Genomic DNA, 25,957 nt, shown 5'->3' with positions numbered 1-25,957 from the left:
CTACCGGAAAACAAGCGCCGCTCTCGGTGCAGTTTCGATCCGGATCGGACCGCCCTCCCGCTGGTCCTTTCCCTCTGTGTTCGGACCTGCGCGGCAGGGCGCCCCAGAACAGCCAATTCCAGGAGTTGACCATGATCGGCAAGAAAGTACCGAACGTGACCTTCCGCACCCGCGTGCGCGACGAGTCCATCGAAGGCCCGAACCCGTTCCGCTGGGAGGACAAGACCTCCGACGATTATTTCGCCGGCAAGCGCGTCGTTCTCTTCTCCTTACCCGGCGCCTTCACACCCACCTGCTCCACCTATCAGCTGCCCGACTTCGAAAAGCTCTATGACGCGTTCAAGGCCGAAGGCATCGACGAGATCTACTGCGTCTCCGTCAACGACGCCTTTGTCATGAACGCCTGGGCCAAGGCGCAGGGCGTGGACAAGGTGAAGGTCATTCCGGACGGCTCCGGCGAATTCACCCGCAAGATGGGCATGCTGGTCGCCAAGGACAATCTCGGCTTCGGCATGCGCTCCTGGCGCTATGGCGCCGTGATCAACAACGGCGTCATCGAAATGTGGTTCGAGGAAGAAGGCTTCTCCGACAACTGCGAGAGCGACCCCTACGGCGTCTCCTCCCCACAGAACATTCTGGAAAACCTGAAGGCCGCCGCTTCCACCGAAGCCGCCTGAGCCTTCGGCAAAGCCTGAAAAATCAAAGCCCCGGAGCTTAACGGCTCCGGGGTTTTTTCTGTCTCGCTAATAATCCGCATTTGACGACATTGATTGCCATTCTTCCAATGTCGCGAAGATCGATGTCCCCGGCCATCTCGGGTCGGGCTCCTGATGCCCGCTCCAAGTCAGATGCACCTCGGCCACCCTGCCGTCTTCAAGCAGGAAAAGTGCATCATCCGTGTCGTATCGGCGCCCGATCAATTTCACCTGGCATCCGAACAGACAGTGCTTCGGACCAATTTCGCGCTGTAATTCTTCCTCCCAAGAGCGGCAATAATCCGCGCTCTCAGGTGCTTCTTCCACGCTTTCCCAAGGCTTGATCAGTTGCATATGCGGCAACCACCCAAAATTGCGGCCAAACCGTCCAAACGCCGACTATCGATAGCCCTTGCAGTTCCCAAACACTCCACCCCGTTTCGTTTGGCAGCCGAATCCCCGCCTGGCGGCCGTTGGGGGGCTTTTCGTCATCGCGTGCAATTCCAGCCGCATGGCGTTGAGACCGCGAGGCTGCATGCCAGCGGCATGCCGAGGATAAAGGCGAAATACCACATGTCATTTCTCCTCAATATGCCGTATCGATTTTCTTTGTGCGGGGATCCTCCGCAGCCAGACAGCAAAGAACACCTGTTACTGAACCGGCATGATATTACGTCGGCAACTTGTGCATGCGCGATGTCGGGCCGCCGGTTCCCTATTTTTTATAAAGTTGAACCACTGCGGCGCCCTGCTTCCACAGGGTTTTCCGGACTTGCCAAAACCCGGTTCCTGCCGGAGCGCTTAGCCTCGTAGAGCCTTGCGTCAGCTGCTTCGACAAGGCTAAGGCTATCGAAGCAGTCATTTGTGTCCGCAACTCCGATGCTGACCGTCAATTTTATTGAAATATCCTTGTAAGTGAAATCATGTAATTCGACTGCTTGACGAAGACGTTCAGCGGTTGCGATACCTGTCGTCAAATCCGCACCAGGCAAAAGGATTGAAAATTCCTCGCCACCAATGCGAAAAGATCTGTCGGACGGTCGCAGGTGCCTGGCCATGACCAACCCAAGTTCCCGCAGGACCGCGTCACCAGCCGCATGGCCATAGGTATCGTTGATACGCTTGAAGTAATCGATATCCAATATCATCAGGGCGCAAGTTTTACCCATCTGCTTCGCCTCAGCGAGCACCTCATTCAGAGCCGCATCGAAGGCGCGGCGATTGGGCAAATGGGTAAGGCTATCCGTGTGCGCCAGATCGGCAAGGGTGACTTCATAGTCCTGAATCCGCGTAATCATGCGGTTAAATTCTTCCGCGACACGGTGTAGTTCGTGCGGGACTTGAACCTCGATCCGATAGTCCCGGTCCCCTCCGGCAAACCGTTCCGCACCATCAACTAGACGATCAACGCTGGTTGCCATTATCCGACTTACGAGGGCAATACCGCCGATGACCATCGACAAAGAAACCCCGCCGGCGATACCAGCGATCCATAGCGATCGCTCATAATACAAATGTGCCCCGTCGTGATCATTTTCGATCTTTTCGAAAAGTTGCCGGTAGACCGCCATCAGTTTATCGGTTGCCGATGCAATCTGACCGTGAAAACGCTGCACCTGCACGAGGGCATCGGCATCTCCGGCCTGAACGGACACTGAAATCAATTCGTTGGCGTCATCGTCCGCAGCACTCCAGTCCTCTCTCGCGCGCGCCAGCAGGTCCCTGGCCTCAGGTTCGGACTGAAGGCTCTTGTCGAGAGCAGAGAAGCCGGTTTCGATCTGCGTTCGAAGCGCCCGGTATTCCAGCCGCGTCGCATCGGCTCCGTCCAAGAACTCATCAACCGGCGCGAGCGTGTCCAACAGCAAAATGCGTAAGTTCTGCACCGGAACGACCTGCACCCGCTGGCGCTCCGCAACGTCCTGAAAAGCAGCGATGACACCATAATTCAGCAGCGTATAGCCACCAACGGCCGACAAAATGAGAGGTGCCAGGGCAAAAAATGCACCAAGCCCAATCCAAAATCGGAAAGATTTGGCTTTCAATAAACGTAACAAAACGACCCCCTGGACTCTTCCGGCAAACTACAAAAATATTGAACAAACATACCTTTAAAATATATTTAAGGGTTACGCGCTCCATTTTTAAAAAATTTACATTGTTAATTCTAATTTTAATAAAATTAATCTTGCCGGCCACCATTCCAATGCCTTTCAAATTCGCAGCATGATGTGTCCTGGATACGCGGCCGGAAAAAATTGAACAACAGTAAAAAACCAAATGCTCTGCAACAGGCGCGGCAGCCAAATTAATTGGCTCGTGGCGCAATACACTACGAACCTTATCTGCGATAAGCACACTAAGTCTGCGAGCCCTTTGTTTTCCGCCTCGCGTGTGGGCGTCCCAAATCTACCGGCCGTTACGGACCTCTTCGTCCTTGGCGCGCAGTTCCAGCCACATGGCATTGAGAACCGCGAGGCAGCATGCCAGCGGCATGCCTAGGATCCAGGCGAAATACCACATGTCGTTTCTCCTCAATATGCCGTGTCGTTGTCGCGTTCGATGGTGGCCTCGTCGACCTTGCCCCACAGGACCTTGTAGACCCAGGCGGTATAGGCCAGCACCAGGGGCAGGAAGATCACCGTCGCCACCAGCATGTTGAACAGGGTCTGGTGGCTCGACGATGCATCCCAGACGGTCAGGCTCGCATCCGGCTGTACCGAACTCGGCAGCAGGAAGGGAAACATCGAGACGCCGACGGTGGAAATGATGCCGAAGACCGCCAGCTTGGAGCAGGCGAAGGTCAGCATCTCCAGCCGGGTCTGCAGCCCGATCAGCGCACCGAACGTGCCTAAAAAGCCCAGCGCCGGCGCGATCATCATCCACGGATAGGTGGAATAATTTGCCATCCAGGCGCTGCCCTCGATCACCGCCTTCTTGAACAGCGGATTGGCCGGCATGTTGGGGTCGATCTCGGAGGTGATCCGGTAGCCTTCGACATAGCCGGAATAGACCAGATAGCCGCCGAGGGCGAACAGCACCAGGGCGGCGAAGGCGGCAACCGTGCCGTAGCGGCGCCCCCTGACCGCGACGATGCCGTCGGTCTTCAACCCCAGCCAGGCCCCGCCGTGCATGACCAGCATGGAAACGGACAAGAGGCCGCACAGTAGCGAGAACGGCGTGAACAGCCCGAAGAACGAGCCCTCGTAGGTCATTCTCAAGTCCCGGTCGAGGGTGAAGGGCACGCCTTCAAGGACGTTGCCGACCGCCACCCCGAACACCAGCGCCGGCACGAAGGAGCCGACGAACAGCGCCCAGTCCCAGCCGTTGCGCCAGGACGGGTCGGGCCGCTTGGAGCGGTACTTGAACGACACGGGCCGCAGGATCATTGCCGCCAGCACGATGAACATCGCCAGGTAGAAGCCGGAAAAGCTGATGGCGTAAAGCGGCGGCCAGGCGGCGAAGATCGCACCGCCGCCAAGGATGAACCAGACCTGGTTGCCTTCCCAGGTGGCGCCGATGGAATTGATGGCCACACGGCGCTCGGTATCGGTTTCGCCCACGAAGGGCAGCAGGGTGCCGACCCCCATGTCGAAGCCGTCGGTTACGGCAAAGCCGATCAGAAGGATACCCAGAAGCAGCCACCAGATCAGCTTCAACGTCGAATAGTCGATCAGTTCATGAAGGATCATCGGTCTACTCCGCTGCGATAGAGGACATGCCGCCGGTCCGGGCCGGCATCGCTTCGGGCTCTCCGCCGTCGTCGGGCCCTTTTCGGATGTATTTCAGCATCAGGGAGACCTCGATCACGAGAAGCGTGCTGTAGAGGGCGACAAAGCCGGCCAGTGTCAGCAGAACCTCGGTGACGGACAGGCTGGAAACGGCCGCATGTGTCGGCAGCATGCCCTCGATGATCCAGGGCTGGCGGCCGTATTCGGCGACAAACCAGCCCATTTCGCAGGCGATCCAAGGCAGCGGGATCGACAGGACCGCGACATGCAGCAGCCAGCGCCCCTTGAAGCGCAGGCCTTCCACCTTGCCCGTGGAGGCGAGGAAGAAGAACACGCCGGTCAGCAGGATGAAGAAGAAGCCGCAGGCAACCATGATCCGAAAACCGTAGAACATCGGCCAGATGTTCGGAACGGCGGACCAGGCGGCCGCGTCGATCTCCTCGTTAGTGGCCTTCGTCAGGTCCTTGGCGAAGGGCATCAAAAGATAGGCGTAGCCGAGATTGTGCTGGTTTATGACGAAATCGTTGCGCACCGCCTCGTCGACTGTCTGCCCCGCATCGTCCGCCGCGCGGATCTTCTGCAAGGCCTCCCAGGCGATGACACCCTGGCGGATCCGGTCCTTCGACCTTTCAACCAGTTCCTTGATGCCCGGAATTTCCTTGGTCAGCGACCTGGTGGCGATCAGTCCCATGACATAGGGGACCTCGATGGCAAAGCTGTTGTCCCTCGCCTCCATGTCCGGGATGGCGATGAGATTGAAGGACGCCGGAGCCGGCTCGGTCTCCCACATGGCCTCGATGGTCGCCAGCTTCATCTTCTGATTCAGGTTCGCCTCGTAACCGCTTTCATCTCCAAGGACGACGACGGACAGGGCCGAGGCGAAACCGAAGGCGGCGGCGACGGCGATCGAACGCCGCGCGATCTCGATATGTCTGCCCTTCAGCAGATACCAGGCCGATATGCCGACAATGAAAAGCGATGCGGTGACATAGCCGGCCGAAACCGTATGCACGAACTTGGCCTGGGCCACCGGATTGAAGAGCACCTCGTAGAAGCTGGTCACTTCCATGCGCATGGTCTGCGGATTGAATTCGCTGCCGACGGGATGCTGCATCCAGCCGTTGGCGATCAGGATCCACAGCGCCGACAGGTTGGTGCCCATGGCGACCGCCCAGGTGGCCGCCAGATGCTGACGCTTCGACAGCTTGTCCCAGCCGAAGAAGAACAGCCCGACGAAGGTCGCCTCCAGGAAAAAGGCCATCAGCCCTTCGATGGCCAGCGGCGCGCCGAAGACATCGCCCACATACTGGCTGTAGTAGCTCCAGTTCATGCCGAACTGGAACTCCATGGTCAGGCCCGTGGCTACCCCGAGCACGAAGTTGATCCCGAACAGCGTCCCCCAGAATTTGACCATGCGTTTCCAGACTTCGCGCCCGGTCATGACGTAGACCGTCTCCATGGTCGCAAGCAGGATGGAAAGGCCTATGGTCAACGGCACGAACAGGAAATGGTAGAGCGCCGTCATCGCAAACTGCAGCCTGGACAGGCTGACGATATCAAGTTCCATTGCGATACCTCGGGTTTGGCCGGAGCGGGATTCCGAATCCGGCAACAGAAGATCATACTGCGGTCAGATTGCAAACTTTGCGTGTGCCGACCGCAGCGGGACTGCTTCCTCCCGAAGGCGCTTGTTTCGCCTTATTGAAACTAACAAATAAAGCCGCGCCTATTCGGCGGCCAGACTCTTTTCCGCGTCACGGAGTCCCAGGACCCGGTCGGCGCGGTCAATCTCCATCCGCTTGTGCGCGATCATCAGAACACTGGCGTCTCCGCGGAATTCCTCGAAGCGGTCGAGAACGTCCTTCGCGGTTTTCTCGTCCAGGCCTTCCGTCATTTCATCGAGAATGAAGAGCACCGGCCGGGTCAGGTAGGCGCGCGCCAGACCGAGGCGCCGCTGTTCGCCGCCGGACAGACCCAGGCCGCCCTCGCCCAGAACCGTTTCCAGGCCGCTTTCGCTGCCGCGGATCCGCGCGCCCAGTGCCGCCATGTCCAGAGCAGCCCACAATTCATCATCCGTGGCCGCCGGCATCGCGATCCTCAGGTTGGCCGCGACCGTGTCGTTGAAGAGATAGGGCTTCTGCCCCAGGACCGTGATCGTGCTGCGCAGCTCTTCTTCCGGAATGGTCTGCAGATCCTGTCCGCAAAGCGTCACCGAACCGCCCTGCGGATTGAGAAGCCTCGATGCGATGGCGGACACCGTCGACTTGCCGCAACCGCTCCTGCCGGTCAGAGCCAGCGTCTCGCCCTTTGCAATGTCGAAGGAAAAATCCGACAGGACCGGGGTTTCCGCCCCCGGATAGGCGAAGGTTACCGACCTGAAGGACAGGACGGGGTCCGTCACGGTCTTCCGGTCAATCGATGCAACTTCCGCCCCACCGGCATTATCGCTCTCGTGGGCGCCGTCGGCGGCCCGTCTTGCGGCAAGGCGTGTCCTCTGCAGGTTGGCCAGTCCGGGCACCAACGCGCCGAGCACTTCGGGAAGCGCGGTCGCGACCAGGATCAGGGTCACGCCCCAGACCGGCGCAAGGTTTCCGCGGATCATCAGGGCGCTCACCAGCACCAGCGTCACAGCCAGGAAGAACTGCCCCGCGAAGCCATGCAGGGACAGGAAGCGGGCCGTTCGCGCCTCGATTTCCTCGCCCGCGGCCGCCAGCCGTTCTTCCGCCTTCAAGATCGCATGCGCGCTTTGCTCAAGTCCGCCGTAGACCGCCAGATCCCTTCGCCCGGCCACCAGATCGACGCTTCTGAGCCGCATGGCTTCGTGGGCTGCTTCCTGGCGGCGCGCGGCCTCCACATGACGGTTTTTCAGAAGATAGCCGCAGAAGGCCGCCCCCCAGACCACAAAGCCCGCAATCCCGAGACCGGCGACGGGTGCAAGCTTCAGGACCCATGCGATCACCAGAAGCCCGGTGACCAGACACAGAACCGCCGGGACGATCAGGCGGAGGTAGACCGCATCCAGCGCCTGGATATCCGAGGTCAGCCGATTGAGGGCCGCGCCGCTGCGCGCCGGGCGGGTCCCGTCGCCGATCCTGGCCGCCTGGCCCTGGAAAATGCGCTTTCTCAGGTTGGTCAGGAAGCGGAAGGTGGCGTCGTGGGTCAGGATGCGCTCGCCGTAGCGGCCGGCGGTGCGCGCAATTGCCAACGCCCGGATCAGCGCGCTCGGCATGAAGACGTTCAAAGCAAACAGGCCAAGCCCGGCAAGAGCCGCCGCCGTGATGAACCATCCGGCCACGCCGAGGAGTGCAATGCCGGCAAGGGCGGGGATCAGTGCGATGACGATTCCCGACAGGAAGGCTGCGGGCGAATGGCGCCATTGCCATACGACGATCCGGCGGAGTGGGCTCATGCGCTTGCCTCCGACAGATGGGCGGCGTCCAGCTCGATCCGGGTGCCCGGAACAGACATAAGCTTCGGGTCATGGGTTGCAAGGATCAGCGTCCGGCCAGCCGCCATCTTTTTCAGGCCTGCAATGACGTCTATTGCCGTTTGATCATCGAGGCCCGCGGTCGGCTCATCGGCCAGGATCAGGCCGGCGGTCTTTCTGAGCGCTGCCCGCGCCAGTGCAATCCGGCGTTTCTCGCCGACGGACAGGCCGAAGCCGTCTTCGCCGATGATCGTCTCCAGACCGCGCGGCAGGCTTTCCACCAGAGCGGCGGCTCCCGCGAGACGGACCGCCAGCATCATGTCCTCGGTCGAGGCATCCGGATCCGCACGCAGGAGATTTGCGCGTAAAGAACCGTGGAACAGGCGCGGGTGCTGACCGATCCAGCAGATTTCCTGCCGCCAACGCCCAAGGTCGAGCGTCAGGAGGTCCTTGCCGTCGATGAAGATCCGCCCGCTGTCGGGTCGATGCAGACCGAGCAGGCAGTCGAGAAGCGTCGTCTTGCCGGCACCGCTTGGCCCGGTGAGGATCGCGGTCTCACCGGATGGTATTTCGAGTGAGAAATCCCGAATGATGCTCTTGCCGCCGAACGTGACAGACACGTGATCGAGCTTGATTTCGGGTGCATGGGTTTGCCGAGGCGCCGGCGCGGACGGCTTTTCATCCGCCTTGGCTGAGCCCTCTGGCGGTCCCGACTGCAGGCCCTGGGCGACAATCCCGGAATAGAGCTCCTGCAGCTTTTCCTTTGCCGCCAGGCCCGCGGCCCGGTCGTGATAGGCGGCGGCATAAGCGCGAAGCGGCGCAAAGAATTCCGGCGCCAGCAGCAGAACGAAGAAGCCGCCGCCGAAGGTCAGCGGCGCCCCCCAGGTGCCGGCAGTCACGCTGCCCAACAGCGAGAAGCCGACATAGACGGCGACGAAGGCAATGCCCAGGGCGCTGAACAGCTCCAGCACTGTGGACGACAGGAAGGCGATTTTGAGAACCCGCATCGTGCCGGTCCGGAAGGCTTCGCCGACCCGGCCGATTTCCGCTTCGGTCCGGCCGAGCGCGCCGAACAGCCGGAGGGTTTCCAGGCCGCGCACCCGGTCGAGCAGAAAACCGCTCATGCGGGTCAGCTCTTCCTGCTGTCCCTGGCTCGCCGCTTTCGCCCTGATCCCGATCAGCGCCATGAACAGCGGAATGACCGGTCCTGCGACCATGAGAATGACCGCAGCCAGCCAGCTCACGCAAAGCGTTGCCGCAAGGATGCCGAGCGGGACGATCTTCAACCGGAACTGCTGCGGATAGAAGTTGCCGAGGTAGGGGCCAAGCGCATCGACCTGTTCGCCCAGCATGGCCGCCACATGGCCGCTGGACGGCAGGGACGCTGCCGGGGAACTGTGTGCGATGGCGTTGAGCAGCGTGGTCCGTACCCTTGTCTTCACGGCCCGGGCAGCCGACCGCGCGGCGGACGCCGCTCTCAGTCCAAGCCACTGCCGTACCCCGGCCAGGGCGATGAAACCGACGGCTGCCGGTGCGACCAATGTGAGAAGTCCGGCCTGAGGCCTGCCGGCGACGAATTCGGAAATGACCAGGCTCAGCAAGGCAGCCTGCCCGATCCACAACAGATCGGAGATCGAGAGCAACCATCCGGCCCTGCGGACAAGACGCTTTTCGGCGGGAACCAGGTCGGCGACCGGTTCTTCCTGCCCCTCGGTGTCGGCGGCGCCTTTTGCTGCGGAACCGGTCATGCCTGTCTCTTGCCCGACGCAGGTCTTTTGTTTCTCGAGGGTGGCGCATCGTGAAGCCCTTGGGCGCCAAAGGGGGCCAGTCTCCGCGTCAATCGTCCGTCCCTCGTTTTCATTGCCGGCTCATGCCCCTGAAACCGGATCGAAGACCGGCTTCTTTGCCCTCCAGTGGCCTTTCAGCATATTTACACGGCAATTGGAAGGTTCGCCTGTCCGGATAACGGGAACGGAGACACCGGCTCCGGATGAAACGGGACTATCCCCCGATTGCAGGAATGATAAGGTTTCGGCCGACCTAAACAGGATAAACAATTGATATTGAATATGTTTGTCAGGCTTCTGGCGCACGCGCGCCATTGAACCCCGCGCGATACGATCCGATTTCATTCCGGAGACTGCGACCTGACGTCCTAGGGTCACAACCCAAGACTCAATTTCCTGACGAATACCCCCTAATTCGTAGGGGTGAAAACCTAAATGACGTATGCTGTTATGCATACGTTCTCGAAAGTTCCATTTCACGACCTTTCGAGACTCTGGATCACCTTCGCGGCTTTCTCATTGAGACGGCCACAGGGAGATTTCGCCTTGGGGATATGCGTACGTCACCAGGGTATTTGCACCACTTCACAAGGCCGGCGTCCCCCCGCCGGCTTTTTTTTGTGCGTCTCATAAAAATTGCGAAGCCGGATAAAAAAAGAGCGGCAGAAACCTGCCGCTCCAGAGGGTGAGGCCGGGAGGATGGCCTCAATTTTATTCGTTCGGTTTATTTCATCGTCGGAATGACGAATTCGGCACCGTCCTTGAGCCCCGACGGCCAGCGCGAAGTGACGGTCTTCGTCCGGGTATAGAAACGGAAGGCGTCCGGGCCGTGCTGGTTGAGATCGCCGAAACCGGAACGCTTCCAGCCGCCGAAGGTGTAGTAGGCCAGCGGCACGGGGATCGGCACGTTGATGCCGACCATGCCGATGTTGATCCGCGAGGCAAAATCGCGGGCGGTGTCGCCATCGCGGGTGAAGATCGCGGTGCCGTTGCCGTATTCGTGGCTCATGGCCAGATCGAGCGCTTCTTCATAATCGCCTGCGCGCACAACCGACAGGACCGGACCGAAGATCTCGGTCTTGTAGATCTCCATGTCCTTGGTGACGTTGTCGAACAGGCAGCCACCCATGAAGTTGCCGTTTTCATAGCCCTGCATGGTGAAGTTGCGGCCGTCGACGACCAGGTTGGCGCCTTCCTTGACGCCCTGGTCGACCAGGCCCTTCACGCGGGCAAGGGCTTCCTTGGTGACCAGAGGACCGAAGTCGACATCGTCGCCGGCCGTATAGGGGCCGATCTTCAGGGCTTCGACCCGTGGAGCAAGCTTTGCCATCAGCGCATTGGCGGTCGTCTCACCGACCGGAACGGCCACGGAGATCGCCATGCAGCGCTCACCGGCCGCGCCGTAACCGGCGCCGATCAGGGCATCGGCGGCCTGATCCAGGTCCGCATCCGGCATGATGATCATGTGGTTCTTGGCGCCGCCGAAGCACTGCACGCGTTTTCCGTTGGCGCAGCCGCGGGTATAGACGTATTCAGCAATCGCGGTGGAGCCGACGAAACCGACCGCCTGGATTTCCGGATCGTCCAGGATCGCATCGACAGATTCCTTGTCGCCGTTGACGACGTTGAGGATACCGGCCGGCAGGCCGGCTTCGATCATCAGTTCGGCCAGCATGATCGGCACGGACGGATCGCGCTCGGACGGCTTCAGGATGAAGGCATTCCCCGCCGCGATGGCCGGGCAGAACTTCCACATGGGGATCATGGCCGGGAAGTTGAACGGGGTGATACCGGCGACCACGCCGAGCGGCTGGCGCAGGGAATAGATGTCGATGCCCGGACCGGCGCCTTCGGTGAACTCGCCTTTCAGCAGATGAGGCGCGCCGATGCAGAACTCGGCCACTTCCAGACCGCGGATCACGTCGCCCTTGGCGTCCGGCAGCGTCTTGCCGTGTTCGCGCGACAGCGCTTCGGCCAGCTTGTCCATGTCCCGATGCAGAAGATCGACGAACTTCATCAGCACGCGGGCGCGGCGCTGCGGATTGGTCGCAGCCCATGCCGGCTGCGCGGCGGCCGCATTGGCGACGGCTGCATCCATTTCAGCCTTGGACGCCAGCGCGACCTTCGCCTGAACTTCGCCGGTTGCCGGATTGTAGACGTCTGCAAAGCGGCCGGAGGTGCCCTCTACGAGCTTGCCGCCGATGAAATGCCCAATGGTCTGCATAGCGTTTCTCCCTGAACAGGCGCTCCGTATTCCATATCGAGATTAAACGGGCGCCAAATTGTCTTTGCCTTTATTGCCTTTTATTTTTGTCGCAAACAAGCGTATGATTTCCGCACCCAATGTGCAAAAACTAAAGCAATGATAGCTCTCACCCACAGTCTGCCATGAACTGGGACGACATTCGCATCTTTCTCGCCGTGGCCCGCTCCGGCCAGATCCTGGCCGCCGCCAGGCGGCTCGGCGTCAATCATGCCACCGTCGCCCGCCGCCTGACCGCGCTGGAAGGCGATCTGCGGACCAAACTCTTCGACCGCTCGACCTCGGGCTGCGTTCTGACCGCAAAAGGCGAGCAGCTTCTCGTGAATGCGGAACGCATGGAAGCGGAGATGCTGGCCGCCCAGTCACAGATTGCCGACACCAACGTCGCCATTTCCGGAACGGTCCGGATCGGTGCGCCGGACGGGTTCGGCGTCGCCTTTCTCGCCCCGAGGCTCGGCGAGCTCAGCCGGACCTATCCGGATATCACGGTGCAACTGGTACCGGTGCCGCGCTCGTTCTCCCTGTCCCGGCGGGAAGCCGATATCGCGATTACCGTCGACCGCCCGGAACACGGCCGGCTGGTTGCCCGGAAACTCGTCGACTATTCCCTCGGCCTTTATGCCTCGAAAACCTACCTCGCCGCCAACGGCACCCCGCAGGCACCCGCCGACCTGATGTCCCATCAGCTTGTCGGCTATGTCGACGACCTGGTCTATTCGCCCTCGCTCAACTACGCCGCGGAGATCTTCAAGGAGTGGCCGGCACGGTTCGAGATCGCCTCGGCGCTGGGACAAACGGAAGCCGTGCGGTCGGGCGCGGGCATCGGCATCCTGCACACGTTCATCGCAAAGGGCGATCCGGAACTGGAACAGGTCCTGCCCGACAAGGTGATCAACCGGGCCTATTGGACCGTGTCGCACGAAAGCACCCGGCCGCTCAGGCATGTAAATGCGGTGCTGGAATTCATCGGCGGACTGGTCGCGCGGGAAAGGCAGATTTTCGTTTAGGCGTCTTGAGGCAACGCCGCGCGCGGGAATGTGATCCGAAGAGGCCGCCTGTATGAGTTAGGATGAGAAAAACCGTGGCACAGGAGGAGCTGCCATGCGCATTCTCACTTCATTCTTCGCGATCGCCGGCCTTTTATTCGCAACCGGCGCGTCAGCTTCAGACCGCCTGCCCGAACCGAAGCTCGGCGACAACGGCCTGCACATTCAGGACTGGTTCTACGAGGGCTTTCTGGAACTGGAAGACGACCTGGCAACGGCCGCCGATGAAGGCAAGGATCTTCTTATCATCGTCGAACAGCCCGGCTGCCCCTACTGCCGGGAGATGCACCAGGTCAACCTGCGCATTCCGCAAATCGTCGATTACATGAAAGCCAATTACCTGGTCGAACAACTCGACATGCGCGGCTCCCGCGAAGTGACCGACATGGACGGAACCGCGATGGAGGAGCGCGCCCTGGTGCGCAAATGGGGCGTGACCTTTACCCCGACGCTGATCTTCATCCCGAAGGAGGCGATCGACGGGTCCGGCAACGCCAAAGAGCGGGCGGTCATAGTGATGCCCGGCTATTTCAAGCCGTTCCACTTCGACACGATGATGCATTTCATCGCCGAAGATGCCTATGAAAACGGCGGCGACTTCCAGCGTTATCTGGACGACCGAGCCGCCAGGCTCAGGGCGGAAGGCAAGGACGTCGACATCTGGTGACGGATGATTCCGCAAGAATAAGATTCCTGCCGCATCATGATGCCCGTTGAACAATCCGTTCAGTGGCGAAGGATCGGTACGTGCCCTAGATTCAGCTCAACATGTTTATTGGAGACACACGATGAGCTGGATTAACGGACCGGACCCGATCCCGGGAGACCCGACCTCTTGCGACCCGATTGAAACCATTATCGTGCCTCGGACCAGCGATCTTGGCGGGTTCGAAGTGCGCCGAGCCCTGCCCTCCGTCCGCCGCCGCATGGTCGGACCCTTCATCTTCTTCGATCAGATGGGGCCCGCCGAACTGCTGGTCGGCGGCGGGATCGATGTCCGCCCGCATCCGCATATCGGATTGGCGACGCTGACCTATCTGTTCGAAGGCGAGGTCTATCACCGCGACAGCCTGGGCACCGAACAGGCGATCACCCCGGGCGCGCTCAACTGGATGTCCGCCGGCAAGGGCATCGTGCATTCGGAACGCGAACGCCCCGAACGCAAGGCGGCGTCGAGACCGCTGTTCGGACTGCAAAGCTGGGTCGCGCTGCCGAAACACCTGGAAGAGGGCGACCCGAGCTTCGAACACCTGCCGAGCGAGGCGCAGCCCGAATTTGCCGATGGCGGAGCCGCGGTCAAGCTGATTGCCGGAGATCTCTTCGGCCACAAGGCGCCTGCGAACACCGCCTCGGAGATGTTCTACGCCGATGTCCGGCTGGATCCGGGCGCCCGGATGCCGATGGACGCTGCCCATGAGGAGCGCGGCCTCTACACGATCTCGGGCCAGGTCACGATTGCCGGACAGGCATTCGATCCGGCGCAGCTTCTCGTATTCAAGCCGGGCGACCGGCTGGTGATCGAAAATACCGGACAGGAGCCGGCCCGTTTCGTCCTCCTGGGCGGCGAAGCCATGGGCGAGAAGCGCTACATCTGGTGGAACTTCGTTTCCTCGTCGAAGGAACGGATCGAACAGGCCAAGGAAGACTGGCGCCAGGGCCGCTTCGATACGGTTCCGGGCGACGAAAAGGATTTCATTCCACTGCCGGAATAGGGCCGCGCCGTTTTTGCGGCGGCCGTTCGAATTCCTTTGCCGCGCGGATCAGATCCGGCTTGCCGAAATCGATGATGATATTGAGCCGCTGGCGGGCTGCCGGATCGCCCGTCAGGTCCGGATCCTCCGGCGCGACCGAAAGGCGGACGCCCCTGTCCGTCATTTCCAGCCGCTTGAAATGCGCAATGGCGTCCAGAACCTTGTCCGGAACGGCCCAGGCATATCGGTCGGACAGGGCCCGGATCACGAGCCGGACCGCATCCTGGCCGATTTTCATTTGCTTCGGGTCCTCGACATTGAGCTTGAGCCGCAAATAATCGACCGTTTCGGCATCCGGCCCGCGCATCAGGAAAAACAGCGTGGCCGGCCCGTAGTCGACGCTCGGCGTCGTCAGCGCCACCAGGTCTGAATTGCATTGCCACCGGTCACCGGAAAAGGCGGCGCGCCGCCAGCCGTTGTTTTCAAGCCCGAGAGCCGCCAGCTCCTTGCACAGGTCCTCCGGCTTTCCGGTGAAGGTCAATTTCAGGGTCGCAGGCACGCGTGCTTCCGGGGCAAGAAGTTCCCGCTTCACCTTCTCCGGATAGCCGGCGAGCGGATCCGGCAGGCTTGCTTTTTTTTCAACCGGCGGCGGGGCCGGTTCCCTGCGCCCTATCGCAAACAGAACTGCGACGGCGGCAACGCAAATCAAGAGCGGCAGACCGTAGAAAAGCGTTTTCCTGCGGTCGGGAAGCCATGACCGCGAATCGCCGAACCGCCCGGCAAGCTTCGGTCCCGGTTTCAAACCGGTCTTCGACCGGAGCGCGGCCTCCTCCTCATGCCCCCAGCGCAACCGCTGGCGGTCGGCATGGAAACGCGCAGAATAGATCCGCCTGGCCGTTTTGTCCGGGGCCCCGCGCGGCCGGGTCCAGTTGACCAGCCGATCCTGCAACAATTTCATAAACCCGCGTTTCATATGCACGCTGTCTCGACGCCCCGCACCGTATTACCCTGTCTTGCGGCCGAGAAACATCCCCTGCCTCTGACCGGCGCGGGAAGATGAACAGAAAGAACCGGCTTTTCAGGCTGTGCGGCCGCAAACGCGCAGTCGGACAGGCCTCGTTGTGCGGGCCCGGATACGCGGCACGGCCGGGCGTGGAGAGACGCGTTTCTCCGCAACACGGTCCGGCCGTTTTCTATCGGGCTTCGGGCCTCGGTATCGGCGTTACATAGTTGGACAAATAGGCATCGTCCGGAATGATGCTGATTTTGGTGGCCCGGTTTTTCAGATCGTTGGCCTTGTCCAGGGGATAGAAGGCCTCGGGCCCGCCGACGATGATCGGGTAAAACTCGTTACCCGGCCGCTTTTCCCCTACGAACGCCTTCATGCCCGGATCGATGGCATTGATCATGGCCGCGTATTTCCGGGCTTCGCCGAGATCCGTTCGCGATCCCACGACCACCCAATAACGGTTGTTTTTCGGGGTCTCGAGCCCCAGCAGCGCCTTAAGACCGGTCACATAGGTGCCCGACTGCCTTGTCTCGACTTTCGTCTGGGCATAGGCCGAGGTGACCAATTCCGGCACAAAGCTCGTTTTCATGGGATCCAGTTTTGCAGCCGTCCACGGAGCGATCATTGCCGGCGCCGCGCATCCGATCGCCAGAAGCTTCATGCGATGGTTTTCGGCCGAAGCCCAGGCAATCAGCCCCCCCAGAAACATCAATATCGGCGTCACGATATAGATGGTGCCCAGGAGATCGCTCATGTTTTCGAAATTTCCGGTTTCGACCAGACGGCCGAGGCGCTCGACATCGAGAGCCAGAACCTTCGACGCGGAGGCGGCCAGTCCGCCGAGCACGCCGATGAAAAAACGTCCTGCACCGTTCATGCTTCCCTCCATACAGGATCGGGAAAGCGCGCAGTATAGCACAAACACAACCTTAGGGTCAGGACCCATTAATTTTACGCATTCTGCGGGAGTGGCTTTGTCTGCTGACAAGGCAGAGAGCCGAAGGAAACCAATCGGTTTTCAAGGGTCTCTAACGCTGTCAGGGGGCAAAGACGCCCCGCCCTTCGGGTTTGCCAGGGAAGGCCGGCCTGACCGTAAAATCGAGCTTGGATAGGGACAAACCTGTCCTGCGCTCGCTTTTACGCTCATTCCAACCTTCCCTGGCAAACAGAATGTGCAAAATTAATGAGTCCTGACCCTAAATAACGAACGTAAAGTCACTTTTTACCGGCAGGAGCCTGCGGGCGATTTCGGCGAAAGCGCCCCTTGCACGGTCAACCCGCTGCCGTTTACATGATGCATCTCCAGTTTCTGAGCCTTGGATTCCGCACTTGCCCTTCCCGACCGACACGCCGGCGCTCCGCCGGGAGATCATCGAAACCGCCCGTGCCCTGCCGATCAAAGGCCTGACCAAGGGGACGTCAGGCAATGTCAGCGCCCGCACGGCGGACGGGTTTCTGGTCACGCCGTCCGGCATTCCCTATGCGGACCTGACCGAAGAGCTGATTGTGGCGATGGATCTGGCGGGAACCTACTCCGGCGATACCCTGCCCTCTTCGGAGTGGCGGATGCATATGGATATCTACAAGGCCAAGCCGGAGGCAGGTGCGGTCGTCCACTGCCACTCGCCGCGGGCGACGGCCCTTGCCTGCCTCAACCGGGGCATCCCGGCCTTTCACTACATGGTGGCGCTGGCCGGCGGCGACCGGATCGACTGCGCGCCCTATGCCACCTTCGGCACGGCAGCGCTTTCCGAGGTGATGATCGCGGCCCTCGGGGACCGTAGCGCCTGCCTGCTCGCAAACCACGGCCAGATCGCCTGCGGGGCGACCCTGAAGAAGGCGCTTGGCGTCGCGGACGGCGTGGAGGAACTGGCCGACCAGTATCTTTCGGCCCTGTCCGTCGGCGAACCGGACATTCTGGGCGAAACAGAAATGACGGAGATCCTGCGGAAGTTCAAAAATTACGGCAAGCAGCCGGACGAGATGGATGCCGCCCACGGCGCCGCCTTCGACCTGCCCGTGAGAAGAGCCTGATCATGCGGCTCGGAATCGACTGGGGCGGCACCAAGATGGAGATCATCGCGCTTGGCGAAACGGGTGCGGAGATCTACCGCAAGCGCGTTCCGACCCCGCGCGACGACTACCGCGGCTGTATCGAAACCGTCGCCGACCTGATTACCGGCGCCGAAGCGAAAACCGGGCAGACCGGCACTATCGGCCTCGGCATTCCAGGCTCGATTTCGCCCGGAACCGGTCTCGTGAAGAACGCGAATTCCACCTGGATGAACGGCATGCCGCTCGACAAGGACCTCGAAGCGCGGCTCGGCCGGCCGGTGCGCATTGAAAACGACGCCAATTGCCTTGCCGTGTCCGAGGCAACCGACGGCGCAGGCGCAGGCGCCCATCTGGTTCACGCGATCATCATTGGCACCGGCTGCGGCTCCGGGATTGCGATCGACGGCAAGGCCCACCGGGGCGCCAACGGCATCGGCGGCGAATGGGGCGCGATCCCTGTACCCTGGATGACGGCCGATGAATTCCCCGGCCCGGAAAGCTGGACCGGTCACAGGGGCGCCATCGACCGCTGGTGTTCCGGCACCGGATTTCAGCTCGATTACCAGGAGCGCGCGGGCGTGCTTCTGAAAGGCGATGAAATCATGACGCGCAAGCGCGCCGGAGAGCCGATGGCGGTCGCCGCCTACGAGGCCTACGTCCACCGGCTCGCGCGCGCACTGGCCATGTCGGCAAATCTCCTCGATCCGGACGTGTTCGTGCTCGGCGGCGGCATGTCAAACATCGACGAGCTCTATGACGACCTGCCCGGCGCAATGATGCCTTACGTCTTTTCCGATGTGTACGAGGTGCCGATCCGAAAAGCGCGGCATGGGGACAGTTCGGGTGTCCGGGGCGCCGCCTGGCTCTGGTAAGCGGCGCCAGCCAGAAACAGTGCGCTCAGGCTTGCGGCAGTTGCCTCGCTGTTCCGGACCAGACGCTCCGGGCGCTCCTTGATGCAAGAGCCTTGGCGGCCATCCGCAACGCCCCCACGCAGCGACCCGAGAAGCGTGCCAGTTTTCCGACAGCCTGATGGGCGCGCTCGCTGCGTTCGCGATGGCACTTGCGAATGTAGAAGTCCGTATCGATTGCACCGTTCGGCAGGCGCCGGATTTCAGTTTCATGCTCGGTCATCGCTGGTCTCCTGATGGCTGGATGATGTCGATGGCCGAACTGTCTCAAACCGCGCCCGGTCGCGCTTGAGGAAGAGCTTTGGAAACTCTTGTGAAGTTGTGATTTTTTCCTGATCCCGCTCACGCGTCCCCAAAAACGGGTTTGCTGTGGTAAAAAGCGGCATGCGGTATTTCTTTGAAAATTGCGAACTGCGTCCTGAGAGCCACGAATTGCTGATCGATGGCCGGCACGTCGATGTCGAGCCGCAAGTTTTTGATATGCTGATGTTTTTCGCGCAGCATCCGCAGGAATTGATCACCCGGGACCTGCTCGTGGAAGCGATCTGGGATGGGCGCATTGTCTCGGATTCCGCAATCAGCGCGCGGATCAGCGCAGCCAGGTCCGCGATTGGTGACAACGGAACCGAACAGAAGCTGATCAAGACCATTGCTCGACGGGGGTTCCGCTTTGTTGCCAATGTCACGACGGTTGAAACCAACGGTGACACGAGTACGAAGTGCGGCGACGCCCATCCTGCGAACGAGCAGGAGTTGACCCAAAGGGTCCGCTTTTGCCATTCCGCAGACGGCACCCGGATCGCCTTCGCCACGATTGGCGCCGGATATCCCGTGATTCGTGCCGCACACTGGCTCACCCATCTTGAACATGACTGGCAGAGCCCGCTCTGGCATCCCTTCCTGCAAGCTCTCAGCGAACGGTTCCAGCTGATCAGATATGATCAGAGAGGAAACGGCCTGTCCGACTGGGAGGTCTCGGATTTCTCGCTCGAGCGTTGCGTTGAGGACCTGGAGGCAGTGGCGGCCGCGGCCGGTGTACCGGATCGCTTCGCTCTATACGGAACCTCACAAGGCGCGCCGATTGCAATTGCCTACGCGGCGAAACATCCCGACCGCGTCAGCCGCCTGATCCTGCACGGTGGATACGTCAAGGGCCGGCTGATCCGGGGAACCAGCGATGAACGGGAGAATGGTCAGGCCTGGCTGACACTTATCCGCCACGGTTGGGGGAAACCCGGTCCCTTTCAGCAGGCTTTCGCCTCGATGTATATCCCCGAAGGCAGCCGCGACCAGATTGCCTGCCTCACCGATTTGCAGCGCAAGACCACCAGTCCGGAAAATGCTGCCAAGTTGCGGCGCGCGGTAGATGCATTCGATGTTTCAGACCTTCTTTGCCAGATCGAAGTCCCGACCCTCGTTCTGCATGCGCGCGGCGATGGGGTTCAACCGCTCGATCAGGGGATCCAGCTTGCTGCCGGTATAAAGGACGCTGACTTTTTGATGCTGGAAAGCGCCAATCACGCCGTTCTGGAAGGAGAGCCGGCATGGGCAACGTTTTTTGCCGAAATCGAACGCTTCGTCTGCTGATTATACCGGTACGCGTCGCACCGGATTTCGCGCGTCATCACTTTCGCGGGACCGGATGCCGCACCGGTTCCCTTTTCACGGCCGTCGCCTTGACTTCGCCTTGAAGCTCAGGCGTGGTCCCTGTCAAAGAAACGCACGTCTCCAGAACCCCAAGAGGAAGACATGATCAGGCCCATGATTGCCGCCCTATTTTCCGCCCTGCTCCTGATACCCGCCATAGCGGGTGAAGTTCAGATCAAGGACATCGTCAAAGGCACCGGCGAGGAAGCCGACGTCGGCAAGACGGTCACGGTTCACTACACCGGCTGGCTGATGGACGGCACCAAGTTCGACAGCAGCCACGACCGCAATCAGCCGTTCTCCTTCACGCTCGGCGAGCGGCGGGTCATTCCGGGCTGGGAACAGGGCGTGGTCGGCATGAAGGTCGGCGGCAAGCGCGAACTGATCATTCCGCCGGAACTCGCCTATGGCGCAAACGGAGCCGGTGGCATCATCCCGCCCAACGCGACGCTGAAATTCGAAGTGGAACTGCTGGCGGTCAAGGGCAAGAAGTATTCGGATCTGTCGAATGACGACCTGAAGCAGAAGATCGCAGCGGGCGTTCCGGTGATCGACATCCGCCGTCCGGACGAATGGAAACAGACCGGCGTCGTTCCGGGCAGCCACCTGATCACCTTTTTCGACGAGAAAGGCAATGTGAACCCAGGCTTCGGTTCGGAGCTGCAGAAGGTCATCTCGGGCCCTGGAGACGAGGTCGTCTTCATCTGCCGGACCGGTAGCCGCAGTTCCGCCCTGTCGAAATACCTCGCAAGCAAGGCCGGCTTCACCAATGTGGACAATGTCGAGAAAGGCATTACCGAGTGGATCGCGGCCGGCAACGAAGTGACGCAAGCCTCCCTGCCGGAAAGCTGCTGGCTCTGCTGAGGGCGGCCCCCTCAGTTCAGCATGTCCCGCACCAGCGGGATGACCTTCGTGCCGTAAAGCTCGATGCTCTTCATCAGCATGGCATGCGGCATGGCGCCGGTGGCGTATTTCATGTCGAAACGGGACAAGCCCAGCGTTTTCGCGGTCTTCGCGATCCGCTTTGCGACCGTTTCCGGCGAACCGGCATAGATCGACCCGTGCCGGGCTTCCGACACGAAGGCATCCTTGACTATCGGTGACCAGCCCCGCTCCCGGCCAAGCCGGTCATGGAAGGCCTTGTAGTGGGGCCACAGTTCTTCCAGCGCCTGTTCGTCGGTCTCGGCGATATGACCCGGTGAATGCACGCCGATCGGCTTGACGGCATGCTCCATCTGCTCGCAGGCGCGATAATAGAGATCGACCAGTGGCCGAAACCGGGCCGGGTCGCCACCGATGATCGCCAGCATCAGCTGAAAATCATAGGCGACCGCGCGCACCACCGACTGAGGCGTGCCGCCGACCCCGACCCAGACCACCAGAAATCCGTCTTCCACCCGCGGGAACACCCGCTGTTTTTTCAGCGGCGGGCGCAGTTCGCCTTCCCAGGTGACGATTTCGTCGGCTACCAGAGCGGACAGAAGGTCCAGCTTCTGCTCGAACAGTTCCTCGTAGAGATTGAGATCATAGCCGAACAGCGGAAAGCTCTCGGTGAAGGACCCCCGGCCGACGGTGATTTCCGCCCGGCCGTTCGACAGGGCGTTCAGCGTCGAAAAGCGTTGAAACACGCGGATCGGGTCGTCGGACGACAACACCGTAACGGACGTCCCCAGCCGCACGCGCTTCGTCAGGGCAGCGACATGGCTGAGCACGATTTCGGGGGCGGAGATGGCGAAATCGGCGCGATGATGTTCGCCCAGCCCCAAAAAATCGACACCGGTCTCGTCGGCCAGAACGCCCTGTTTGACCAGATTGCGCAGCACCTCCGCTTCGTGAAGCGACCGGCCGTCCGGCCCTTGCGTGATATCCCCGAAGGTGTCGAGGCCGAGTTCGAGCGGTTTGGACATTTAAAAACCTATCGCATGTGTATGGGTTCGCCGACATAATTAGGAGCGAGCCGTGTTATGATGAGAACTATGCGATAGAATATGTAGATAGTTCGTTCGCTTCTTACAAAGGCAAGTTTGCTCACCGGATTCGAACATAAAGTTCATGATATCACCGTAAAGCAGAACAGCTTATGAATTAAGCAAATTTCAATTTTCAATATACGGCAGCATGCATCCTACCCATCCTGAAGACCCTAAAAAACATCATTATATTCCCGTTTGTTATTCTAAGAATTTTACAGACAAAGGTGGATACATACATTTAGTAGATACATGGAATCAAAATCATTACTTCCCCCAAAAGCCTGAGAAAGCACTTGCTATCAATTACTTATATAGGCAACCTGATCACGCTGAACAAAGATTTGACACCGCTCTCGAAAAAGGCTTTTCCAACTATGTCGAATCCGCATGGACACCAGCTTTTGAAAGATTAAAAAGGAAAGAGCCAGTTTCCGCTTATGATTGGGTAAATATTGTAAAATTTATTTGCTCTTTGCACACCCGCACACCAATAGTACTTGATGCAATATTATTCCTACTTAGAGAAAGCGTTATTGGACAATACGAAGAAACTATCGGCTTGGCCTCTGACGATCCGAATCTCAAAATCTTTTGTGATATGTATCGAGAAAGAAATTCAAATAAATCCGTAGGCCCTATTCATTTCTCAAACTTGGTACGCTCAGGAATAATCGATCTAAATATCGACCCTCATAGACGACTATCGTCGATGCCGCTTCTAGTAAATAATATAGATATATTCCAAGAAAACTTTGCGTTTGGCGGACCTTTCCTGATTCACAATATAACTGATCTTCCATTCATATCGTCTGACAATCCTGTATGTTATTTCAATAGAAATCGCACCATCAAGGAATCGGTCCCATATTCATCAAAACAAGCAAAAAATTTTATTTTTATATTCCCCATTTCGTCAAACATTGCAATTGTGAATAACAATTTCATAAAAACAAAAGAGCGACACGTTACAATCGACGACTAAGATATAATTTCAGAAATTAATAATATTATCGCTTACTTTTCCTACAGGTTTATATTTTCAGAAAATAAAATTCTAAGTACATCACTCTCAAAGAGGGGTGATTTATGCCCAGTTCCATCTTATAAAAAATCGATTGTTGACGATGGGCATGTTTACAAAATCGGATGGAAATTCGGCCGGCCTTCAGAAGTGGCTAATTCTTGGAAATACGATTTTGAATAAAAATTCAAAAATTGTTTAGGTAAATAATTTCTATTTTTACTTCCCAAAAAATCCCCATTACTAAGAAAATAGAAAATGGATGCAATATAAAGATTTGCCATTGCCTCCCCCGCCCTCTTCCGCTATTCAAAATGCCATGAACAAGATCATGACCCAGACTTGGTGGTGGCGGGACGCTTAAAGGCGGCCAGCGCACTCTCATGTCTTGACGTGATCGAAGTAGACCAAAGGCCGCCGCGGGACACCGCAGGCGGCCTTTGGTCTTTCTGGCGGAATTTTCGAGGTGACCCAGTGGGCGAAACGCCCGATGCGTAAAGGGAACAGATTTCATGCCGGCACTGGCGGAACAGACATTTGAAACGGACGGCGGGATCACGATCACCCGCTCTTCCCGGCCTTCCGACTATGAGGCTGGGACTTCCCAGTGGATCGACCGGCTCGACGCGGAGCGCGGCGCCGTCCTGTCGTCTTCCTATGAATATCCGGGCCGCTACACCCGCTGGGACATGGCGCTGGTCAACCCGCCGCTGGTCATGGAAGCCGCCGACCGCGCGGTGGAGATCCGGGCGCTCAACGACCGCGGCCGGATCCTGATCCCGGCCATTGCCAAAGCGCTGAAAACCCATCCGGATGTGGCCAGTTTTTCCGCCGACGGCTCCCGCATCGACCTGACCGTGAAAAAGCCCGACCGGGTGTTCCAGGAAGAGGAACGTTCGCGCCAGCCCTCGACCTTTTCCATCGTCCGGGCGTTGAAGGATCTGTTTGCCTGCGGCGACGACCAGCTCGGCCTTTACGGTGCCTTCGGTTACGACATCGCGTTCCAGTTCGAGCCGATCGACCTGAAGCTGAAACGGCCCGACGACCAGCGCGACGTGGTGCTGTTCCTGCCGGACGAGATCCTGATCGTCGACCACCACGGCAAGCGCGCCCATGTGCTGGAATACGACTTCGAAGTCGACGGCAAGTCGACCGCCGGCCTGCCGCGCGACGGCGAAAAGAGCCAGTACACGCCGGCGAACGAGGATCCGGGCCGGGGCGATCACGAGCCCGGCGAATACGCAAAGCTGGTGGAGAAGGCCAAGGACTATTTCCGCCGCGGCGACCTGTTCGAGACCGTGCCGGGACAGACCTTCTACGAGCCTTGCCCCAACCCGCCGTCCGCCGTCTCCCGCCGCCTGCAGCAGATCAACCCCTCCCCCTACTCCTTCTTCTTCAACCTCGGTAACCGCGAATACCTGGTCGGCGCCTCGCCGGAGATGTATGTGCGTGTCACCGGCGGACGGCGGGTGGAGACCTGCCCGATCTCCGGCACGATCCGGCGCGGCAAGAACGCCATCGAGGACGAGGCGCAGATCCGCAAGCTGCTGAACTCGGCCAAGGACGAGGCGGAGCTGACCATGTGTTCCGACGTGGACCGCAACGACAAGAGCCGGGTCTGCGTGCCGGGCTCCGTGCGCGTCATCGGCCGGCGCCAGATCGAGATGTATTCCCGCCTGATCCACACCGTGGATCATATCGAGGGCACCCTGCGCGAGGACATGGACGCATTGGACGCCTTCCTGTCCCACACCTGGGCGGTGACGGTGACCGGCGCGCCGAAACGCTGGGCGATGGAATTCATCGAGGAGAACGAGAAAAGCCCGCGCGCCTGGTACGGCGGTGCCATCGGTGCCGTGCTCTTCAACGGCGACATGAACACCGGCCTGACGCTCAGGACCGTCAGGATCAAGGACGGTGTCGCCCAGATCCGCGCCGGGGCAACCCTTCTCTACGACAGCGTTCCAGAAGACGAGGAAGCCGAAACGGAACTGAAGGCGGAAGCCATGCGGGCCGCCGTGCGCGAAGCCGGTCTGGCCCTGCAGGCGGAAGACAAGGCCCTGAAGCCCAAACCGGGTGCGGGCATGAAAATCCTGCTGGTCGATCACGAGGACAGCTTTGTCCACACGCTGGCCAACTACTTCCGCCAGACCGGGGCCGAGGTCGTCACCTACCGCACGCCCGTGGCCGATCACGTGTTCTACGACGTCAATCCGGACCTGGTGGTGCTGTCGCCCGGACCGGGCAATCCGAAGGACTTCGACTGTGCGGCCACCATCGGCCGGGCACGGTCCCGGGGCCTGCCGATCTTCGGTGTCTGTCTGGGACTACAGGCGCTGGCGGAAAGCTTCGGCGCCGAACTTGGCCAGCTCGATATCCCGATGCACGGCAAGCCGTCTCCGATCACGATCTCGGGCAACTCGCTCCTGTTCGAAGGCCTGCAGGCGCCGGTGATCGTCGGGCGTTACCACTCGCTCTTCGCCAAACGGGACACCCTGCCGGCGGAGATGCGCGTGACCGCGGAAACCGACGACGGCGTGGTCATGGCGATCGAACACGATCACGAACCGATCGCCGCCGTACAGTTCCATCCCGAGAGCATCATGTCCCTCGATCAGGACGCCGGGCACAAGATCATCGAGAATGTCGTGGCGAAACTTGTCCGGGCGAAGGTCGCGGAAACGGCGTGACGGCCTTACCCTCGACA

Annotated in this window: 23 protein-coding genes; 10 read left to right on the top strand and 13 right to left on the bottom strand. The window is 59.9% G+C overall.

Annotated features, from left to right (window positions below):
- The first annotated feature begins 131 nt into the window (after positions 1 to 131).
- Positions 132 to 677 carry a peroxiredoxin gene (locus tag HK439_RS03610; protein WP_190289997.1) on the top strand — a complete coding sequence of 182 codons (546 nt, stop codon included), beginning with the start codon at positions 132 to 134 and terminating at the stop codon, positions 675 to 677.
- A gap of 66 nt (positions 678 to 743) precedes the next feature.
- Here the strand turns inward: HK439_RS03610 and HK439_RS03605 are convergent, their stop codons facing one another.
- From HK439_RS03605 to HK439_RS03565, 9 genes are all read right to left on the bottom strand, one after another.
- Entirely contained in the window at positions 744 to 1,049 is a 306-nt protein-coding gene (locus HK439_RS03605; RefSeq protein ID WP_190289996.1) for a hypothetical protein, read from the bottom strand.
- 134 nt (positions 1,050 to 1,183) lie between these two features.
- A complete protein-coding gene (gene cydX, locus HK439_RS26625; protein WP_235987570.1) occupies positions 1,184 to 1,270 on the bottom strand; it encodes a cytochrome bd-I oxidase subunit CydX in 87 nt (28 codons plus the stop codon).
- A 147-nt stretch (positions 1,271 to 1,417) separates the two neighbouring features.
- Complete coding sequence (locus HK439_RS03595) at positions 1,418 to 2,749, bottom strand: sensor domain-containing diguanylate cyclase (protein ID WP_190289995.1); 1,332 nt, start codon at positions 2,747 to 2,749, stop codon at positions 1,418 to 1,420.
- Between the two features lie 352 nt (positions 2,750 to 3,101).
- Entirely contained in the window at positions 3,102 to 3,215 is a 114-nt protein-coding gene (gene cydX / locus HK439_RS03590; RefSeq protein WP_190289994.1) for a cytochrome bd-I oxidase subunit CydX, read from the bottom strand.
- 11 nt (positions 3,216 to 3,226) lie between these two features.
- The gene (gene cydB / locus HK439_RS03585) at positions 3,227 to 4,384 is read right to left on the bottom strand and encodes a cytochrome d ubiquinol oxidase subunit II (protein ID WP_190289993.1); all 1,158 of its coding nucleotides are present in this window, start codon (positions 4,382 to 4,384) and stop codon (positions 3,227 to 3,229) included.
- 4 nt (positions 4,385 to 4,388) lie between these two features.
- Positions 4,389 to 5,990, bottom strand: coding sequence for a cytochrome ubiquinol oxidase subunit I (locus tag HK439_RS03580; RefSeq protein WP_190289992.1), 1,602 nt, complete (start codon positions 5,988 to 5,990; stop codon positions 4,389 to 4,391).
- 159 nt (positions 5,991 to 6,149) lie between these two features.
- Positions 6,150 to 7,832, bottom strand: coding sequence for a thiol reductant ABC exporter subunit CydC (gene cydC, locus HK439_RS03575; protein WP_190289991.1), 1,683 nt, complete (start codon positions 7,830 to 7,832; stop codon positions 6,150 to 6,152).
- On the bottom strand, positions 7,829 to 9,598 hold the full coding sequence (gene cydD / locus HK439_RS03570; RefSeq protein WP_190289990.1) for a thiol reductant ABC exporter subunit CydD: 1,770 nt from the start codon (positions 9,596 to 9,598) through the stop codon (positions 7,829 to 7,831). Before cydD ends, cydC begins: the two co-directional genes overlap by 4 nt.
- Positions 9,599 to 10,361: 763 nt before the next feature.
- A complete protein-coding gene (locus HK439_RS03565) occupies positions 10,362 to 11,861 on the bottom strand; it encodes a CoA-acylating methylmalonate-semialdehyde dehydrogenase (RefSeq protein WP_190289989.1) in 1,500 nt (499 codons plus the stop codon).
- Between the two features lie 164 nt (positions 11,862 to 12,025).
- Between HK439_RS03565 and HK439_RS03560 the strand changes: the two genes are divergently transcribed.
- The 3 genes from HK439_RS03560 (at position 12,026) to HK439_RS03550 (ending at position 14,658) form a co-directional block, all read left to right on the top strand.
- On the top strand, positions 12,026 to 12,907 hold the full coding sequence (locus HK439_RS03560; RefSeq protein ID WP_190289988.1) for a LysR family transcriptional regulator: 882 nt from the start codon (positions 12,026 to 12,028) through the stop codon (positions 12,905 to 12,907).
- A 94-nt stretch (positions 12,908 to 13,001) separates the two neighbouring features.
- Positions 13,002 to 13,613 (top strand): thioredoxin family protein, encoded by a 612-nt coding sequence (locus HK439_RS03555; protein WP_190289987.1) that lies wholly within the window; start codon positions 13,002 to 13,004, stop codon positions 13,611 to 13,613.
- Between the two features lie 121 nt (positions 13,614 to 13,734).
- Positions 13,735 to 14,658, top strand: coding sequence for a pirin family protein (locus HK439_RS03550; protein ID WP_190289986.1), 924 nt, complete (start codon positions 13,735 to 13,737; stop codon positions 14,656 to 14,658).
- Here HK439_RS03550 and HK439_RS03545 read toward each other — a convergent pair.
- Together HK439_RS03545 and HK439_RS03540 are read right to left on the bottom strand one after the other, a co-directional pair.
- Positions 14,639 to 15,595, bottom strand: a complete 957-nt coding sequence (locus tag HK439_RS03545; RefSeq protein WP_190289985.1) for a DUF6030 family protein — start codon at positions 15,593 to 15,595, stop codon at positions 14,639 to 14,641. The two genes, HK439_RS03550 and HK439_RS03545, sit on opposite strands and share 20 nt — an antisense overlap.
- Positions 15,596 to 15,830: 235 nt before the next feature.
- Entirely contained in the window at positions 15,831 to 16,523 is a 693-nt protein-coding gene (locus tag HK439_RS03540) for a hypothetical protein (RefSeq protein WP_190289984.1), read from the bottom strand.
- 452 nt (positions 16,524 to 16,975) lie between these two features.
- On the opposite strand from HK439_RS03540, the gene HK439_RS03535 reads away from it, so the two are divergent.
- Together HK439_RS03535 and HK439_RS03530 are read left to right on the top strand one after the other, a co-directional pair.
- The gene (locus tag HK439_RS03535) at positions 16,976 to 17,680 is read left to right on the top strand and encodes a class II aldolase/adducin family protein (RefSeq protein ID WP_190289983.1); all 705 of its coding nucleotides are present in this window, start codon (positions 16,976 to 16,978) and stop codon (positions 17,678 to 17,680) included.
- A gap of 2 nt (positions 17,681 to 17,682) precedes the next feature.
- Positions 17,683 to 18,573 carry an ROK family protein gene (locus tag HK439_RS03530; protein WP_190289982.1) on the top strand — a complete coding sequence of 297 codons (891 nt, stop codon included), beginning with the start codon at positions 17,683 to 17,685 and terminating at the stop codon, positions 18,571 to 18,573.
- Positions 18,574 to 18,598: 25 nt separating this feature from the next.
- Here HK439_RS03530 and HK439_RS03525 read toward each other — a convergent pair whose 3' ends face one another.
- The gene (locus tag HK439_RS03525) at positions 18,599 to 18,832 is read right to left on the bottom strand and encodes a hypothetical protein (protein ID WP_190289981.1); all 234 of its coding nucleotides are present in this window, start codon (positions 18,830 to 18,832) and stop codon (positions 18,599 to 18,601) included.
- Between the two features lie 161 nt (positions 18,833 to 18,993).
- On the opposite strand from HK439_RS03525, the gene HK439_RS03520 reads away from it, so the two are divergent.
- Both HK439_RS03520 and HK439_RS03515 read left to right on the top strand, forming a co-directional pair.
- A complete protein-coding gene (locus tag HK439_RS03520; protein WP_190289980.1) occupies positions 18,994 to 20,196 on the top strand; it encodes an alpha/beta fold hydrolase in 1,203 nt (400 codons plus the stop codon).
- A gap of 162 nt (positions 20,197 to 20,358) precedes the next feature.
- A complete protein-coding gene (locus HK439_RS03515; RefSeq protein ID WP_190289979.1) occupies positions 20,359 to 21,120 on the top strand; it encodes an FKBP-type peptidyl-prolyl cis-trans isomerase in 762 nt (253 codons plus the stop codon).
- 11 nt (positions 21,121 to 21,131) lie between these two features.
- On the opposite strand, the gene HK439_RS03510 is transcribed toward HK439_RS03515, so the two are convergent.
- On the bottom strand, positions 21,132 to 22,163 hold the full coding sequence (locus tag HK439_RS03510; RefSeq protein WP_190289978.1) for an LLM class flavin-dependent oxidoreductase: 1,032 nt from the start codon (positions 22,161 to 22,163) through the stop codon (positions 21,132 to 21,134).
- A gap of 211 nt (positions 22,164 to 22,374) precedes the next feature.
- On the opposite strand from HK439_RS03510, the gene HK439_RS03505 reads away from it, so the two are divergent.
- Together HK439_RS03505 and HK439_RS03500 are read left to right on the top strand one after the other, a co-directional pair.
- Positions 22,375 to 23,211, top strand: a complete 837-nt coding sequence (locus HK439_RS03505) for a DUF4238 domain-containing protein (RefSeq protein ID WP_190289977.1) — start codon at positions 22,375 to 22,377, stop codon at positions 23,209 to 23,211.
- Between the two features lie 551 nt (positions 23,212 to 23,762).
- Positions 23,763 to 25,940, top strand: coding sequence for an anthranilate synthase component I (locus tag HK439_RS03500; RefSeq protein ID WP_190289976.1), 2,178 nt, complete (start codon positions 23,763 to 23,765; stop codon positions 25,938 to 25,940).
- Positions 25,941 to 25,957 lie beyond the last annotated feature (17 nt).

It is taken from the genome of Roseibium aggregatum, assembly GCF_014692675.1.
GTDB lineage: Bacteria > Pseudomonadota > Alphaproteobacteria > Rhizobiales > Stappiaceae > Roseibium > Roseibium aggregatum_C.
This window is presented reverse-complemented; position numbering and strand designations above follow the sequence as displayed.